This is a genomic window from uncultured Umboniibacter sp., from assembly GCF_947497555.1.
Classification (GTDB): Bacteria; Pseudomonadota; Gammaproteobacteria; order Pseudomonadales; family DSM-25080; genus Umboniibacter.
In genome coordinates, this window is record NZ_CANMGY010000004.1 from 53,923 (window position 1) to 69,532 (window position 15,610).

The following is a 15,610-nucleotide window of genomic DNA, read 5'->3' on the forward strand; positions in this document are numbered from 1 at the left end:
GATAAATGATATGTTAGTTTTCGGTGCTCAGGAGCTCATGACTAAATCAATATTTGCTCACGTTAAGAGTTTTTCAATGCTCAGCACTGTTTTAGTGCTAAGCGCCTGCTCCCTATCGCCCAAAACAACGACTGAGCTTACTGGCACGCCTGAGCATCCTCAAGCGGAGTATAGCGACAGCGCAAAAGCGCCAGCAAAGCCGTTACCAAGACAAATGGTTGAAAACTTATTTCTCGCCGACATCTTTGCTTTTCGAGGCCAACATCAGCAGGCTGCTGAGCTGACGATGTCGACCGCAAAAGATTTCAACGAGCCTTCCTTGGCCGAGGAGTCACTTTGGCATACTCAGCAAGCCGGCGGCGATCTCAACGTAGCGTTAAACCAGTGGTCCTCATGGGATAGTTCTTCCGATGCTTATCTTGCGTCGAATGCACGATACCAGTTGAGTAGACAAAATTATGGAGAGACGCTTCGGTTCGCGAGTCAGATCAAAAATCCCTCGCTTGCTAACCCTTTCTTCCAGTCGGTTGGGGCCAAGGCAATGCGCTGGCCACCCGAGAATCAAGATCGATTCGTGGAGGTACTTACTGCTGTGAAGGCCGCCAGGCCGGATTTATCAGGGGTCACCATCGCTATCGCCCTCACGCGCTTTAACCGCTTTCCTGAGCAATCGATTGAACTAATGGAACAACTTCTCGAGGAGCATCCTGATGATGAAGCCGTGGTGGCGAATACCGCAGGGCTGTTAGCTGAAACCGGTGAAATAGACCGTGCTCTTCGCATACTGAACGACTTCCTCCAGACTCATCAAAGCTTAGATATTCAGACACAGCGCTTAAAAACTGAATATTTTGACGACCGCGTAGAGCCAGATTTCAGGCCGCTGTTGCGAAACCCGAGTATCACAATTGCCTGGGTTATTGATACGGCCAATTGGTTGATCGCACAAGGTTTCACGTTGCAAGCTAAAGCGTTCTCCGATCATCTAGCGCAGCGTCCGGTTTTAATTGATCGTGCCCTGTTATTGAATGCAGAAATTTATCTTGCCGAGCAAAATAGCGAGGCAGCATTGGCTGAGGCATTACAAATCGAGCAACCCGAGCGTGTCGTCGAAGTGGCTCAACTACTTGGGCGAATTGAGCTCAATAGCGCCGATCGTACTCGCGTTGAGCAATGGTATAATGAGCGTCGGCGGGACAACCCAGATTCGAGTGAGCTCTGGATCCAGTTAGAACTCGGAGAGCTTTGCCAGCGCGCCAGTCCGCTTCACTGTAAGGACCGAACCGACGCAATTCTCGCCCAAAACCCTAGCAGCTTTAGCGCGCTAGAAGTGATGACTGAATTGTTAACCGGCAGCGGCGAACAGATTCTGCTTGAGCAATACTACGAGGAGTTTCTCACCCACAACCCGGAAGCGCATCTAGTGCGTAACAATCTAGCCTACAGCTGGATATCTAGAGAGACCCGCCTTGATGAAGCCGAGCAACAACTACTTATCGCGCTAACCGCGGAGCCTGAGAATCCAGCCTACTTAGATAGTCTAGGTTGGCTGTACTATCTCCAGGGAAACCTTGATCAGGCCTATGATAACGTCAACCGCGCCAGTCAGTTGCTCGCCCACCCTGAGATCCTTTCACACTTAATCGTTATTCTAGAGCAGTTGGGCAACAAGAAGCAGGCCGACGATGTCCGCGCTTACGCGCGGGAGCGATACCCCAACCTCAGCTGGGGTACAAGTCCATGAATCGCATAATGACTATACTCCTTACTAGTCTGCTCATGGCATGCCAGAGCTTTGCCCCCGCTCCACTTAATGACACTGCGTTACCCGCTAGTTGGTCACTCAACGGTAAACTCGGATACCGAGGTAATGAAAGTGGTTCTGCGACAATTAGCTGGCGATATTTTGATCACTCAAACCTTATCAATTTAAGCGGTCCATTCGGCAGTTATGCTACCGAAATAAGTGGTAATTCTAGCAACCTGAGTATCCGCAACGACAATACCTTGATTAGCGGCCCAGCAGAATTGATCATGCTCGAGCAGCTTGGATGGAGCACTCCCATCGATGCTTGGCCGCATTGGTTGAATGGCGTCCCTGCCCCTCAAAACCCCGTGACAGATTACCAACGTACGCCTACACAGATAAGCTTCATGCAAAACGGCACTCGCGTAAAACTCGATAGATTCCTTGAGGTAAATGGGTATATCTTACCTCATCGGATTGTCTGCGAACGTAATGGTGAGCAAATCACCCTACTCGTCTCCAATTGGCGCTTCGGAGACAATCATGTCAATTGAAGTTCTCAGTCCGGCTAAGCTCAACCTTAACCTCCATATCATTGGTCAGCGTGATGATGGTTACCATCTACTAGAAAGTTATTTTCAACTCCTTGAGTTCGGTGACACGATGAATTTTGCGGCGCAATCCAGGGAAATTACTATAACCCCTGCTGTCTCGGGCATTCCGATCGAAGAAAATCTTATTTTTAAAGCTGCCAAGCTACTCAAGACCTCAGTTGGGAATAGCCTACTAGGTGCTAAAATCACGCTACAAAAACGGCTCCCGATGGGCGGAGGTCTAGGAGGCGGAAGCTCGAACGCCGCCACCACTCTCGTCGCTTTAAATAAGCTTTGGAAACTTAACTTAAGTATCGATGAACTCGCGGCATTTGGATTGAAGTTAGGCGCTGATGTCCCTTTCTTTATCCGCGGCAGCAGCGCATGGGTTGAAGGGATAGGTGAGCGCATTACGCCTCATCCTTCGCAAGGCCATTGGTACGTTGTATTACGCCCCCGTGTTTCGGTCTCTACAGCTGCCATTTTTAGCCATCCCGAATTGACAAGAGACACCCCGAGCAGTACAGTAGCGGCCGTTTTGAGGCAGGGTGGTCGCAATGATTGCGAGCCTGTCGTAAGATCACTGTACTCGGAGATTGATAGTACAATAGAATGGCTGAATAAATTTTCGCCAGCTAGACTAACCGGGACAGGTGCTTGCGTTTTTGCAGCATTCAAAAGTAAAGAGGACGCGGAGGCAATTTTTCGCCAGCGACCTGAAACATGCGACGGTTTCGTAGCACAGGGGATCAACAATTCACCTGTAGAGCAAATTAGTTAGTTTTTACACTGGGGTGTAGCCAAGTGGTAAGGCAACGGGTTTTGATCCCGTCATGCGTAGGTTCGAGCCCTACCACCCCAGCCATCTCTTTACGAGACCGACAACGCAGATTGAATGACTTCAACAAACAAGGGCGATATCAGTGGCTAACCTAATGGTATTTACCGGGAATGCAAACCCGGAATTAGCAAAAAAAGTATGCGATGAACTTCACATTCCACTCGGCAAGGCGTCAGTAGGCTCCTTCTCGGATGGCGAAGTAATGGTAGAGATTAAAGAGAACGTGCGAGGTCAAGACGTTTTCATTATTCAACCAACCTGTCGCCCAGCGAACGACAATCTCATGGAGTTGATCGTGATGGTTGACGCCCTCCGCAGAGCGTCAGCTCAGCGTATTACCGCTGTAGTTCCCTACTTTGGTTATGCTCGCCAAGATCGTCGCGTACGCTCAGCCCGCGTCGCAATCTCTGCGAAGGTTGTTGCGGATATGCTAGTAGGCGTTGGGGTTGACCGCGTACTCACCGTTGATCTTCACGCTGAACAGATTCAAGGCTTCTTCGATGTCGCCGTCGACAACTGCTACGGAAGCGTTCGCCAGCTCCAGGATATCATCGAGCAACACTACGATAATCCTATCGCAGTTTCTCCTGATATCGGCGGTGTGGTTCGTGCACGGGCCGTCGCCAAGAAGCTAGATACCGATCTAGCAATTATTGACAAACGCCGTCCGCGAGCCAACGTTGCTGAAGTTATGAATATTATCGGCGAAGTCGATGGCCGTACCTGTATCATGGTTGATGATATTGTTGATACCGCTGGCACGCTTTGTAGTGCAGCCTCCGCACTTAAGAAGCGCGGCGCGGCAAAAGTTGTCGCCTATTGCACACACCCAGTACTATCTGGTCCTGCAATTGACAATCTAAATAATTCTGAGCTTGACGAATTGATTGTTAACGATACAATCCCGCTCTCAGAAGATGCGCGCAATTGTAAAAAGATTCGTGTATTATCCCTCGCGCCGATGTTAGCCGAATCCGTTCGTCGCATCAGCAACGAGGAATCAATCAGCGCATTGTTCGACTGATTGACCCAAATTTGAGCGGTTCATTACCGCTCGAATACTAATTCGACACCAGTCGAATTGGTTTACGCCATCGCAAGAAGCCTGGTCGCGGGTGTGCGATGGTTTTGTATTTTTAAGGAGTTATAAATGACTGATTACACATTGAAGGCTGAAGTCCGTGACAACATGGGGAAAGGTGCGAGCCGCCGCCTGCGTCGCTTGGAAGGCCAAGTTCCAGCTATCGTTTACGGTGGCGATAAAGAGCCTTTAACTATCTCACTACCTCACAAAGATCTATCTCGTGCACTTGACGATGAAGCTTTCTACAGCCACATCATCACGATTAAGATTGGTCGTAAGTCTGAAAAGGTTATCCTGAAAGACCTACAACGCCACCCGGCTAAGCCAATCATCGTTCACGCCGATTTCTTGCGCGTTTCCGCGAAAGAAAAGATCAATGTGAAAGTTCCACTTCACTTCCTAAACGCTGAGTCTTCAAAAGGCGTTAAGTTAGAAGGTGGTTCTGTTATCACTCAGCTAAACGAACTAGAAGTCAGCACACTTCCGAAGGATCTCCCTGAGTTCATCGAAGTTGACCTTCTTGAAGTTGGCGCTGGTGATACACTACACATTTCTGACGTTGTTCTTCCAAAAGGCGTTGAAAGTGTAGCTCTTAACCACGGCGCAGATCACGACTTAGCAATTCTTACTATTAAGAAGCCTAAGGGTGTTGTTGCAGACGATTCTGCTGACGCTGCCGAGGCTGCTGACGAAGAAGATTCAGCTGAGTAACTTCTCCGCTGAAGGGAGCGCTAGTTTTGTCGAACATTAAACTCATCGTAGGTCTTGCCAACCCAGGCAGCCAATATGAGGGAACTCGACACAATGCTGGCGCCGACTTCGTCAACGAGTTGGCGCGCCTCCACGGCGCGTCACTTGTTTCTGAATCACGTTTTCATGGCCTTGCGGCAAGAATTACGATCGCAGGCAAAGACGTTCGCCTCCTAATTCCAACCACCTTTATGAATCGTTCCGGCCAATCGGTCGCGGCGATCGCAAACTTCTTTAAAATCGAACCTGAGCAAATCCTAGTCGCTCATGATGAGCTTGACCTTGGGCCGGGTATCGCAAAACTAAAGAAAGGTGGCGGCCATGGTGGACATAATGGGCTTCGCGACATTATTTCCTCCCTCGCTAATAACAAAAACTTTATCCGTCTGCGCATTGGCATCGGCCATCCGGGCTCTGCGAAACAAGTCGCTAACTATGTGTTAACTCGCCCGAGCGCGGACGACCGGATTGGTATCGATCACGCTATAGATCGTACACTACAATGTATTGAGCCAATTGCCTCGGGTGATCTTGACCAAGCAATGCTCAAACTTCACACACAGAATTGATACGGAAGCATAACCATGGGTTTTAATTGCGGAATTGTAGGCCTACCGAACGTGGGTAAATCAACGCTCTTTAATGCATTAACCAAAGCAGGGATCGACGCCGAAAACTTCCCTTTTTGTACCATTGAGCCGAACGCTGGCGTAGTCCCTGTACCCGATCCACGTGTCGACGCAATTTCAGCAATCGTTGGCCCCGAGCGCATCGTACCAACCACTATGGAGTTCGTTGATATTGCAGGCCTTGTGGCCGGCGCATCAAAGGGCGAAGGCCTTGGCAACAAATTCCTCGGTAACATTCGTGATACCGATGCCATTGCTCATGTTGTTCGCTGCTTCGATGACGACAACGTCATTCACGTTGCCAACGCGATTAATCCCGCTGCGGATATCGAGGTAATCAATACCGAGCTGGCACTTGCGGACTTGGAAAGTTGTGAGAAAGCAATACAGCGCAATCAGAAGCTTGCAAAGGGCCGCGACGCCGATGCCATTAAACTGGTCTCAATACTTGAGCAGCTTATCCCCCATCTTAACGAAGCTAAACCTCTTCGCAGCTTAGACCTAAGCGAAGATGACTTAAAGGCCGTAAAGCATTTTAACTTTCTGACCTTAAAGCCTACCATGTACATCGCTAATGTGGATGAAGAAGGCTTCGAGAATAACCCTCATCTTGAAGTGGTTCGCGCTATTGCGACCGAAGAGCGCGCAGAGTTAGTGGTTATTTGTAATAAGATGGAAGCTGAGATCGCCGAACTTGAGGACGATGAGAAGGCTGAGTTCCTATCGGAGCTTGGTTGGGATGAAGCTGGTTTGGACCGCGTCATTCGCGCAGGATACGACCTGCTAGGTCTCCACACCTACTTCACCGCTGGCGTCAAGGAAGTTCGCGCCTGGACCATCCCAATTGGCGCAACCGCACCTCAGGCTGCAGGAAAGATCCACACTGACTTCGAAAAGGGCTTTATTCGCGCTGAAGTCATTGGTTATGACAACTACATAGAATACAACGGTGAGGCCGGATCTAAAGAGGCTGGTAAGTGGCGCCTGGAGGGTAAGGAATACATCGTTGCCGATGGCGACGTTATTCATTTCCGTTTTAACGTCTAAGTGCTACTGATCTTTAGTTGACTGGTAGCTTAGTCATAGCCTTTCTCGCTAAGCTACTGAATTAACTAATTTTTTCACCTTTTTCGCTTTACAATTTAAACAGCATGTTTATAATTCGCATCGACTTAGGGCAATGACCTTAAGCGATGAGAAATTGGGGTGTAGCCAAGTGGTAAGGCAACGGGTTTTGATCCCGTCATGCGTAGGTTCGAGCCCTACCACCCCAGCCATTTTCTCGTTCTTCCTTGGGGTGTAGCCAAGTGGTAAGGCAACGGGTTTTGATCCCGTCATGCGTAGGTTCGAGCCCTACCACCCCAGCCACTTTTCCGAAAAAAAATCTAATCATATCTAACTTCGAAGTAGATTCGAAAACGTAGTCTGCTGCGCTTCGACATTTGCCCATACTAAGATTTGAACTTTAGTTATCAGACGTCTCATTCAGGCTAGAGAATCTCGCACTCTAAACAGGGGTAAACCGCAGCAATTACATAAGGGATTGATTTTGTTTAGATTTCCTCCAAAAAATGGTTGACACTCAGCAGCCCATCCTTATAATTCCGCTTCGTTAAGGCAAGGTAGCTCAGCTGGTTAGAGCACAGCACTCATAATGCTGGGGTCGGCGGTTCAAGTCCGCCTCTTGCTACCATATCTAAAAAGGCCGTCGTTTTTCGACGGCCTTTTTTTTGCTTCATAAGATAGTTTGGCATTCGCGCCGACATTCTTTAAAATCAACCTAACTAAAAAAATCGAGAGTTGATCATGGGCAGAGCATTCCAAAACCGTAAAGAGTCGATTGCAAAGACATCTGATGCTAAATCAAAGGTTTATAGTAAGTACGGACGTGAAATTTACGTTGTTGCCAAACAAGGCGGTAGCGATCCCGACGGCAACTTAAGCCTTCGCGGATTAATTGATCGCGCTAAAAAAGATCAGGTCCCTTCACATGTTATCGATAAAGCGCTGAAAAAAGCTGAAGGCGGCGGTGGCGAAAACTTCGATCGCGCTCGCTATGAAGGCTTTGGCCCAGGCAACTGTATGGTAATCGTAGATTGCCTAACGGATAACCCAAATCGGACCTTCGGGGACGTTCGTCAGTGCTTCACCAAGACTAAGACCAAGATTGGCACCCAGGGTAGTGTCAGCCATATGTTTGATCATAGTGCCATCTTCTCGTTCCAACACGATGATGAGGATGCCGTACTCGAAGCGCTAATGATGGCTGACGTGGATGTCACGGACATTGAGCAGGACGCTGAAATTATCAACGTTTTTGCACCACAGACCGAGTTTTTCAAAGCGAAGCAAGCGCTCCAGGATGCCTTCGGAGAAATTGACTTCGAAATGGCTGAGATTCAGTTTATTCCACAGACAACGACCGAGATTAATGAAGACGATAAGCCGATGTTCGACAAATTCTTAGCGATGCTAGATGACTTAGATGATGTCCAGCGGGTTTACCACAACGCTGAGTAAACGTCTTAGCTAAATGATTTCAGCGCTGCCACCTCAACAAAAATCCGAAGCGAATAGCTTCGGATTTTCGTTAAAGCTACGCAACTTCATCAATCCAGAGCTTTCGCCAGCGCTCGGGCATATCATCACTGAGTAGCTGCCCTTCTGAGAGTAACTCATCCGCCTCAATACAATCACTGATAATGCCATCACCATTACGGCGTTTGACCATCCAGGGCTTCAGCTTCGCTGGGTCATTTATTCCCATGGCACCAATTAGGTGGAAGAAGTTCTCACAGCTCGCCGCTTGAAAATTTGCAATTCTCACGGCTTTACTTGCGGGGTTCAAAGCTCTTGATCTCACTGGATCTTGCGTTGCTATACCCGTTGGACACAGATTGGTGTGACAGCTTTGCGATTGAATACACCCCATTGCTAACATCATAGTTCGAGCCGCATTAACAACATCTGCCCCCAATGCCAGCTTGGATAGGATATCGAAGCCCGTTGCTGTTTTTCCAGACGCAATAACTGATATTTCTGAGCGTAATCCCGCTCCCATTAGTACTTGATTAACGAAAGCAATACCCTCAGCGATTGGGTAGCCTAAACGGTTCGAGAACTCCACGGGTGCCGCGCCGGTTCCACCTTCCGCACCGTCAACTGTGATGAAGTCGGGTAGGACTCCCGTACTCAGCATTGCCTTAACCAATTGGATAAATTCACTTCGCTTTCCGAGGCACAGTTTAAAACCAACGGGCTTGCCACCGGATAGCTCGCGCAGATGAGCGATATACTTCATTAATGCCTCAGGGGACGACGCGAGCGGGTGTCTTGCCGGTGAAACACAGTCTTGATCTGTCGCGATCAGTCTTACGGCAGCAATTTCCTCGGTAATCTTTTCCTTAGGGAGCACGCCTCCATGGCCGGGTTTGGCGCCCTGGGAAAGCTTAATTTCAACCATCTTCACGGCATCTTGGGATGCTGAAGCTTGAAACATTTCGGCATCAAATTCCCCGTCCTGCGTCCGACAACCAAAAAGTCCCGAGCCAATTTGCCAAACTAGATCACCACCGTGTTGATGGTAGGGGCTAATGCCGCCCTCTCCCGTATTGTGGTAATAGCCGCCTAATTTGGCAGCTTGGTTAAGCGCGCTAATTGCATTCGCGCTCAGCGAGCCAAAACTCATTGCCGAAGTATTTAGCCTCGATGCCGAATAAGGTTTAGTGCACTGTGACGAACCGATGAGATGACGCTTGGCGCGCTCGGTAACTTCGGTTGGGTAGATAGAGTGTTCGATAGATAGGTAGTTTTCTTCATAGAGATCTCGCTCTGTCCCAAATGCCTTGGCATCGTTGAGGCGCTTTGCACGGCGATACACGGTATTCCGCTGCTCTCTGCTGAAAGGCCTTTCTTCTGTATTCGAGGCAATGAAGTACTGATGGATTTCATCATGGAAGGACTCAAGGATGAAGCGGATATGCGCCACTACAGGATAAAGGGTCGTGATGGTATGGCGATTCAACAGCACATCATAAAGGCCTATAGCCGAATAGGCTAAGGTGATTATCAGCAGGAAATAAATATCGAATACAACGGCAATAGTAGCTGCTGCAAGATTCCCAACCGTGGAAACAAATAATAGAACTCGCTGCATTAATGTCATAAGAAATCCTCTCTCATTTCACTATAGCCTAACGTATTTTTATAATACTTTTTAATAACTTAAAAATTCGACAGTTATTGAGGAGTAAATTTTGCCGCGTCAATAATGCTGAAGATATGCACAATCCAGCCAAGCAGCACTAGCCACAGCAATGCTGCTAAACCAAATTGGATTATGGCGGCGAATAAGCGCCCTTGAACAAGCTGCCCCAAACCGGGAATTATCACACTACAAATTGCCGCAAGTACGTTTCCTGCCGAACCTTGACCAGCCATAACAATCACCCCTTAAAAATAATATTTGTCTAATATATATAACATTTAATATCAAAACAACTATTATGAGCATCCCTTTCATGTAATATTAGCTGTCCGTCGTATTGTTATCTGCTTGGTGAACCGTTACTCTTGGAACCAACTAAATAGCTAATTTTAAGGTAGTGACAACCGATGCTAGCCGTATTCCAACCTCTTGTTCGCCTCTGGCAGACTAGTAGCCTCATCCTACAAATTTTTATCGGTCTGGTTATCGGTGCCGCTATTGGATTGCTGGCCCCAACCAGCGCAATGTCTCTAGGCCTGTTCGGCGATTTATTCGTTGGTGCTTTAAAGGCTGTTGCCCCTATCTTAGTGTTCATACTGGTTTGCTCAGCAATTGCTAACCATCAACCTGGGAAAAAAACCAGTATCCGTGCACTATTAGTGCTATATGGGGTCGGTACGGTAACCGCTGCGATTATAGCGTTGACCGCAAGCACGTTATTCCCGTCTGAACTTTTGCTTTTTGTAGGCGATACCAGTATCACCCCTCCTTCGGGGATCGGCGGTGTTTTGAATACCTTGATTTTTAACATCGTTGCGAATCCAATTGACGCGCTCTTATCGGCTAACTATATCGGTATTCTTACGTGGGCAGTCCTACTTGGTCTAGGGTTGCAGAAGTCGAGTGATACCACTAAGCAATCTTTGTCTGATCTCGCCGACGCGATCACTCGCGTAGTTCGCATTGTCATCGCATTTGCGCCTATTGGTATTCTCGGTTTGGTCGCGTATTCCATTGCTACCACCGGTTTTGAGGCGATGATTAACTACGGACATCTGCTCGCAGTGCTCGTTGGCTGTATGTTGGTTATGGCGCTATTGGTTAACCCGTTAATCGTCTTCTTGGTGATTGGCCGCAACCCGTACCCAATCATCTTCCCCACTCTACTCGCGAGTGGCTTACCTGCATTTTTCACCCGCTCTTCGGCCGCTAACATCCCAGTGAATATGAACGTTTGTAAGCGCTACGGCTTACCAGAGGACACCTACGCTGTTTCTATCCCGCTTGGTGCTACGGTAAATATGGCCGGTGCAGCAATTACCATTACTACGCTTACACTGGCCGCTACAGCAACCTTAGGGATCCAGGTGGACTTCGCCTCTGCCTTACTACTCTGTATCGTAGCCGCGGTAAGTGCGTGTGGAGCGTCGGGCGTCGCGGGCGGGTCGTTACTGCTTATTCCACTCGCCTGTTCCTTATTTGGTATCGACAACGAAATTTCGATGCAGATAGTGGCTATTGGCTTTGTTATTTCGGTACTTCAGGATTCACTCGAAACAGCCCTGAACAGCTCGACGGATGTTGTTTATACTACCACTGCCTGTATCATGGACGATCCTTCACTGTATAAAAATATCGCTGAGCAATAACCGTTTTACTAAAGAGCTGGGCCCATGAAGTATTTGTTTGTAACCACTATTCTGTGGGCCTTTTCTTTTAGCTTAATCGGCGAATTCCTCGCCGGTTCGATAAATAGTTATACCGCAGCATTCATTCGCTCACTCCTTGCGCTGTTAACGTTTACTCTGCTCTTACGCAAACCCATTGCAGCAAATCTATTAAGCTTAAAGCTCACGGCGATAGGCGCAATACAGTTAGGTTTGATGTATATCTGCTATTTCCATGCCTTTACCTTACTCACCGTTCCGCTAGTACTGTTATTTACCATCCTTACGCCTATTTACATCACTCTACTCGATGATGCGCTTACCAAGAGATTTCGCCCTAGCGTATTACTCGTCGCCGTTATAGCGGTGCTAGGAGCATTAGTCATTCGCCAACAATCACTCGGCGACAACTATTGGTTAGGATTTCTGGTACTCCAGGGCGCTAACCTATGCTTTGCGTTTGGTCAGGTCGCTTTCAAGCGGCTCGCCAGGAAGGAACCAAGTTGTTTACTACCCGAGCAACAGCGCTACTTCTTCTTTGGCGCAAGTATCGTTACCCTCATCGCCATGTTGCTATATGGTGAGTGGCCAAGCGGGATTACGATCAGCCAAATTGGGATCTTAATTTGGCTAGGGGTGGTAGCTTCTGGACTTGGCTATTTTTGGTGGAATCGAGGGGCTGCAACCACCGACACGGGAACCCTAGCGATTATGAATAATGCGGTGATTCCGCTTGGGCTCGTAGTTAATCTTATATTCTGGGGCCAAGACGTAGACTATATAAAGCTTGTAGTTGGTGGAGGGATTATTCTTCTGGCCATGGCTCTTCATCGCCGGTTAACCGCTAATCTTGATTAGGGCGTTTTGCTAGCGTCACTTCGCCACAACGTATAGAAAGAATTTGTTAGGTTTTCGCAGCCTGATGGTGTTCAAGGATTCGACGTTCAGCTTTCATCATGGTTCGAAGTTCGCTAAAACTTAAACCTTCTTTTGCTAGATAGTTAGACAGGGTTTTAACGGACACGCCAAGCGACAAGGCAGCGTTCTCCGCGGAACAATTAAGATCCGCTGCCAATAGTACAACCCGAACTCTCTCCCCCCAAGTAATCTGACAGTATGGCAATTGGACAGCAACTTCATACTCTCTCTTGGCGAGGACTAATTTTCTCTCACTGTAATTTGCCATCCTAAGCGTGTTTAGACTCTTAGGAAAACGAATAAAAGTTTTGTCCCCACTAAAATGGATAGCAGCCTGCTGACACTGAGTCCTTAACTCACCCACATCACCGTTAACGGTACTGGCTAAGTGAAGTGAAAACGAATCCTGGGAGCCAATGCTCAGAAAGCGTAACATCCGAGCGGTGGTCACTAGCATAAAGAACTGGATGAAACCGTCAACCGGGCCAAGTTCCAAGTTAGGGGTTAACACGAGCTCAACATCTTCGTTGGACTCGGTCAGCGAAAGACTTAAGTAACGTTGAACCGTAGCGGTACTAGCTGCGAGAAATCTCACAGCACCTTCGAAATCTTGCGCTAAGTGCGCGCCAAGACAGACTTTTCCAACCGCTAGGTGGTTGGCGATAAGAACCGGATCATCAAAAATAAGATAAAAGCCAGTGGAGCGTTGAGCGACAGCGATTAAAGAGCTAAATTCTTTAAAACACCAAGGACGATCTAGGTCATAAAGTTCAGCTGACGACATGGAAAGCTCCGCCATTAACTTGGCTTCATCAACGCCCCTTTTCCTCAACTCATTGAGTATGAGTCTAGGAAAAGCACTGGTTGTTACCAAATCAAGCCATTCGGTACGAAATTCAAACATATCTATCTCAGCTTCTGGGTTAAAAAGCGTGAACGACCAATGTACAGATTTATTATCTGCTAGGTGTTGGCTATTGTATAGGCAAATATTAGGCCCCTAAAGCAATCAAGTGTTTATCACAGTGTCCCTTAACTCAATGTCTGGATAGAATACCCATATCAAAATAAGGAATTCAACATGAGCGTACAATTCGTTGACACGATACTCCACTTTAAGCACCTCCTTGCTATTAAGCCCATGACCATCCAACACAATATGGCGCTTGTGGTTGATGAGGGAAAAATAATAGATTTGGTTGCGTCGCACGAAATCCCCTTCACCTATCGCGCCGCGGACGAGCAGTTCTTCGACAATCATCTCGTCATGCCCGGGCTAATTAATACTCATGGTCACGCTGCGATGAGTCTTCTCCGGGGCTATGCAGACGATTTAGCGCTGCAAACATGGCTAAATGATCATATCTGGCCCGCTGAATCACAGTTCGTCAGTGCAGCGTTTGTGGAACTCGGCACCGAGTTAGCCATGGCCGAAATGTTGATGACGGGAACAACTTGCTTCTCAGATATGTATTTCTTTCCCGATGCGGCCGCCGAGGCAGTTGATAGAGTGGGTATGCGCGCACAAATCGCCGCGACAATCTTCGACTTTCCCTGTAACTGGGGCTCTGGCCCTGATGACTACTTGAGTAAAGCACGCAATATGGCGGAAGACCTTAAAGATCATGAGCTAATCAGCTTTGCGATCGCTCCGCATGCGCCGTACACGGTGAACGACGAGAACTTCGCTAAAGCCAAGTCTTTTGCTGACGAATTCAAGATCCCGCTGCAGGTTCATTTGCATGAGACTCAACAGGAGGTTGATGACGCGGTTAATGACAGCGGGGTTCGCCCGCTTAATCGCCTTATCGACAATCATTTCATCGATGCGAGCTCACAGCTTGTTCATATGACGGCCCTCAACGATGGCGACATCGAAGCGGTTGCTGAGCTGGGCGCATCCGTTCTCACGTGCCCTCGCTCGAACCTCAAGCTTGCTTCAGGTATGTGCCCAACACAAACGCTTTTAAATGCCGATATCAACGTCGCTATTGGCACCGATGGAGCGGCAAGCAACAATGCCCTTGATATGTTTAGCGAACTCCAATACGTCGCGCTGACGGCGAAAATCAAACACCAGAACCCCGAAGCGATCTCCGCTCAAAGCGCACTTCAGATGGCGACAATCAACGGCGCCAAAGCGCTCGGAATTGATGAGGTCTGCGGTAGTCTAGAGAAAGGTAAATCCGCTGACATCATTGCCATTGATATGAGTGGGATTGATTTACAACCCTGCTTTAACTTGATTGCCGAGCTTGTTTATTCACAAGTTGGCCATCGTGTCACAGATGTTTGGGTCGCCGGAAAGCGCTTAGTCCGCGCTAAGCAACTTGAAACCATTGACGACAAAAATTTACGTGAGCGTGTCGCAGTGTTTACTGAGCAAGCGTTAACTAAAACAACGAGCGATTGATCGGTGACAACTGCCAGTTAATGGCTGTTCGCCCTTTAGACTTCAACCAATCATTGGCTTGACTAAAGTGACGGCAGCCAAAGAAACCTCGATACGCCGAAAGTGGTGAGGGATGCGCGGCGGTTAGGACCAGATGTTTCTCTCTATCTAGCAAGGGGGCTTTCGATTGCGCGAATGCCCCCCAAAGCATAAACACAATGCCCTGATCTTGTTTATCAAGCACTCGAAGAATTTCATCAGTAAAGCCTTCCCATACAGTTAGCTGTGCGCCAGGTTCTCCAAGCGGCACCGTCAACGAAGCGTTGAGCAGCATAACGCCTTGGTCTACCCATTCAATCAAATGCCCATGATCCACAGGCGCCACCTGTTCATCGGTTGTAAGTTCTTTCTGTATATTCTTCAATGATGGTGGAATCTTTTGATCAAACGGGACCGAAAAGCTCAACCCTTCCGCCTGACCTTCACCGTGATAAGGGTCCTGCCCCAGAATCACCACCTTAATCTCTGCTGGAGTAAGGAGCTTAAGTATTCTAAACCACTGCTCTGTTGGCGGAGCTAGATCCGTTCTCATCAACTCGCCAGTGTGGTCAAGCTTTAATTGTGACCAGACGTCACCCAAAAAAGGAGCCCACGCAGGTGGCAATATAGGGAGGTATTTACTCATATCTCCATTCTAGCGCTGTTCACCTTGGCGCGTCATTATTAGCAGCGAAAAAAAGCCGGCATAAGCCGGCGAAGAGGACAGATGTAGTCATGCCACA

At 48.2% G+C, this 15,610-nt stretch carries 15 protein-coding genes and 4 tRNA genes; 15 read left to right on the forward strand and 4 right to left on the reverse strand.

Going from position 1 to position 15,610, the window contains the following annotated elements:
* Positions 1-37: 37 nt before the first annotated feature.
* The 12 genes from Q0698_RS06385 (at position 38) to Q0698_RS06440 (ending at position 8,164) form a co-directional block, all read left to right on the forward strand.
* A complete protein-coding gene (locus Q0698_RS06385) occupies positions 38-1,744 on the forward strand; it encodes a tetratricopeptide repeat protein (RefSeq protein WP_298634886.1) in 1,707 nt (568 codons plus the stop codon).
* A gap of 8 nt (positions 1,745-1,752) precedes the next feature.
* Positions 1,753-2,301, forward strand: a complete 549-nt coding sequence (lolB, locus tag Q0698_RS06390) for a lipoprotein insertase outer membrane protein LolB (protein WP_298634888.1) — start codon at positions 1,753-1,755, stop codon at positions 2,299-2,301.
* Positions 2,291-3,121: a 4-(cytidine 5'-diphospho)-2-C-methyl-D-erythritol kinase gene (gene ispE / locus Q0698_RS06395; protein WP_298634890.1), complete on the forward strand. Its 831-nt coding sequence runs from the start codon at positions 2,291-2,293 to the stop codon at positions 3,119-3,121. The genes lolB and ispE overlap by 11 nt, the downstream gene beginning before the upstream one ends.
* Before the next feature lie 9 nt (positions 3,122-3,130).
* Positions 3,131-3,205, forward strand: a tRNA-Gln gene (locus tag Q0698_RS06400).
* Positions 3,206-3,263: 58 nt separating this feature from the next.
* On the forward strand, positions 3,264-4,205 hold the full coding sequence (locus Q0698_RS06405; RefSeq protein WP_366140292.1) for a ribose-phosphate pyrophosphokinase: 942 nt from the start codon (positions 3,264-3,266) through the stop codon (positions 4,203-4,205).
* Positions 4,206-4,331: 126 nt separating this feature from the next.
* Positions 4,332-4,976 (forward strand): 50S ribosomal protein L25/general stress protein Ctc, encoded by a 645-nt coding sequence (locus tag Q0698_RS06410; RefSeq protein WP_298634893.1) that lies wholly within the window; start codon positions 4,332-4,334, stop codon positions 4,974-4,976.
* Between the two features lie 26 nt (positions 4,977-5,002).
* Positions 5,003-5,584: an aminoacyl-tRNA hydrolase gene (pth, locus tag Q0698_RS06415; protein ID WP_298634896.1), complete on the forward strand. Its 582-nt coding sequence runs from the start codon at positions 5,003-5,005 to the stop codon at positions 5,582-5,584.
* Positions 5,585-5,599: 15 nt separating this feature from the next.
* A complete protein-coding gene (gene ychF / locus Q0698_RS06420) occupies positions 5,600-6,691 on the forward strand; it encodes a redox-regulated ATPase YchF (RefSeq protein WP_298634899.1) in 1,092 nt (363 codons plus the stop codon).
* 155 nt (positions 6,692-6,846) lie between these two features.
* Positions 6,847-6,921: transfer RNA gene (locus Q0698_RS06425), tRNA-Gln, on the forward strand.
* Between the two features lie 16 nt (positions 6,922-6,937).
* Positions 6,938-7,012: transfer RNA gene (locus tag Q0698_RS06430), tRNA-Gln, on the forward strand.
* 248 nt (positions 7,013-7,260) lie between these two features.
* Positions 7,261-7,337: transfer RNA gene (locus tag Q0698_RS06435), tRNA-Met, on the forward strand.
* Positions 7,338-7,450: 113 nt separating this feature from the next.
* A complete protein-coding gene (locus Q0698_RS06440) occupies positions 7,451-8,164 on the forward strand; it encodes a YebC/PmpR family DNA-binding transcriptional regulator (protein WP_298634901.1) in 714 nt (237 codons plus the stop codon).
* Positions 8,165-8,240: 76 nt separating this feature from the next.
* Here the strand turns inward: Q0698_RS06440 and Q0698_RS06445 are convergent, their stop codons facing one another.
* Complete coding sequence (locus Q0698_RS06445) at positions 8,241-9,809, reverse strand: FMN-binding glutamate synthase family protein (RefSeq protein ID WP_298634905.1); 1,569 nt, start codon at positions 9,807-9,809, stop codon at positions 8,241-8,243.
* A gap of 74 nt (positions 9,810-9,883) precedes the next feature.
* A complete protein-coding gene (locus Q0698_RS06450) occupies positions 9,884-10,084 on the reverse strand; it encodes a hypothetical protein (RefSeq protein WP_298634906.1) in 201 nt (66 codons plus the stop codon).
* 174 nt (positions 10,085-10,258) lie between these two features.
* Here Q0698_RS06450 and sstT point away from each other — a divergent pair, with 174 nt between their 5' ends.
* Positions 10,259-11,500 (forward strand): serine/threonine transporter SstT, encoded by a 1,242-nt coding sequence (gene sstT, locus Q0698_RS06455; protein WP_298634908.1) that lies wholly within the window; start codon positions 10,259-10,261, stop codon positions 11,498-11,500.
* 24 nt (positions 11,501-11,524) lie between these two features.
* Entirely contained in the window at positions 11,525-12,376 is an 852-nt protein-coding gene (locus tag Q0698_RS06460) for an EamA family transporter (RefSeq protein WP_298634910.1), read from the forward strand.
* Between the two features lie 46 nt (positions 12,377-12,422).
* On the opposite strand, the gene Q0698_RS06465 is transcribed toward Q0698_RS06460, so the two are convergent.
* Positions 12,423-13,220 carry a hypothetical protein gene (locus Q0698_RS06465; RefSeq protein ID WP_298634912.1) on the reverse strand — a complete coding sequence of 266 codons (798 nt, stop codon included), beginning with the start codon at positions 13,218-13,220 and terminating at the stop codon, positions 12,423-12,425.
* Positions 13,221-13,517: 297 nt separating this feature from the next.
* Here Q0698_RS06465 and Q0698_RS06470 point away from each other — a divergent pair, with 297 nt between their 5' ends.
* The gene (locus Q0698_RS06470) at positions 13,518-14,849 is read left to right on the forward strand and encodes a TRZ/ATZ family hydrolase (RefSeq protein ID WP_298634914.1); all 1,332 of its coding nucleotides are present in this window, start codon (positions 13,518-13,520) and stop codon (positions 14,847-14,849) included.
* On the opposite strand, the gene ung is transcribed toward Q0698_RS06470, so the two are convergent.
* On the reverse strand, positions 14,830-15,513 hold the full coding sequence (gene ung / locus Q0698_RS06475; protein WP_298634916.1) for a uracil-DNA glycosylase: 684 nt from the start codon (positions 15,511-15,513) through the stop codon (positions 14,830-14,832). The genes Q0698_RS06470 and ung overlap by 20 nt on opposite strands.
* Positions 15,514-15,610: the final 97 nt, after the last annotated feature.

What these genes read in the sequence shown, in the direction of transcription:
- Q0698_RS06385 (WP_298634886.1), top strand. Translation starts at nt 38, where the DNA reads ATGACTAAATCAATATTTGCTCACGTTAAGAGTTTTTCAATGCTCAGC.
- lolB (WP_298634888.1), top strand. Translation starts at nt 1,753, where the DNA reads ATGACTATACTCCTTACTAGTCTGCTCATGGCATGCCAGAGCTTTGCC.
- ispE (WP_298634890.1), top strand. Translation starts at nt 2,291, where the DNA reads ATGTCAATTGAAGTTCTCAGTCCGGCTAAGCTCAACCTTAACCTCCAT.
- Q0698_RS06410 (WP_298634893.1), top strand. Translation starts at nt 4,332, where the DNA reads ATGACTGATTACACATTGAAGGCTGAAGTCCGTGACAACATGGGGAAA.
- ychF (WP_298634899.1), top strand. Translation starts at nt 5,600, where the DNA reads ATGGGTTTTAATTGCGGAATTGTAGGCCTACCGAACGTGGGTAAATCA.
- Q0698_RS06440 (WP_298634901.1), top strand. Translation starts at nt 7,451, where the DNA reads ATGGGCAGAGCATTCCAAAACCGTAAAGAGTCGATTGCAAAGACATCT.
- Q0698_RS06445 (WP_298634905.1), bottom strand. Translation starts at nt 9,809, where the DNA reads ATGACATTAATGCAGCGAGTTCTATTATTTGTTTCCACGGTTGGGAAT.
- Q0698_RS06450 (WP_298634906.1), bottom strand. Translation starts at nt 10,084, where the DNA reads ATGGCTGGTCAAGGTTCGGCAGGAAACGTACTTGCGGCAATTTGTAGT.
- sstT (WP_298634908.1), top strand. Translation starts at nt 10,259, where the DNA reads ATGCTAGCCGTATTCCAACCTCTTGTTCGCCTCTGGCAGACTAGTAGC.
- Q0698_RS06460 (WP_298634910.1), top strand. Translation starts at nt 11,525, where the DNA reads ATGAAGTATTTGTTTGTAACCACTATTCTGTGGGCCTTTTCTTTTAGC.
- Q0698_RS06465 (WP_298634912.1), bottom strand. Translation starts at nt 13,220, where the DNA reads ATGTCGTCAGCTGAACTTTATGACCTAGATCGTCCTTGGTGTTTTAAA.
- Q0698_RS06470 (WP_298634914.1), top strand. Translation starts at nt 13,518, where the DNA reads ATGAGCGTACAATTCGTTGACACGATACTCCACTTTAAGCACCTCCTT.
- ung (WP_298634916.1), bottom strand. Translation starts at nt 15,513, where the DNA reads ATGAGTAAATACCTCCCTATATTGCCACCTGCGTGGGCTCCTTTTTTG.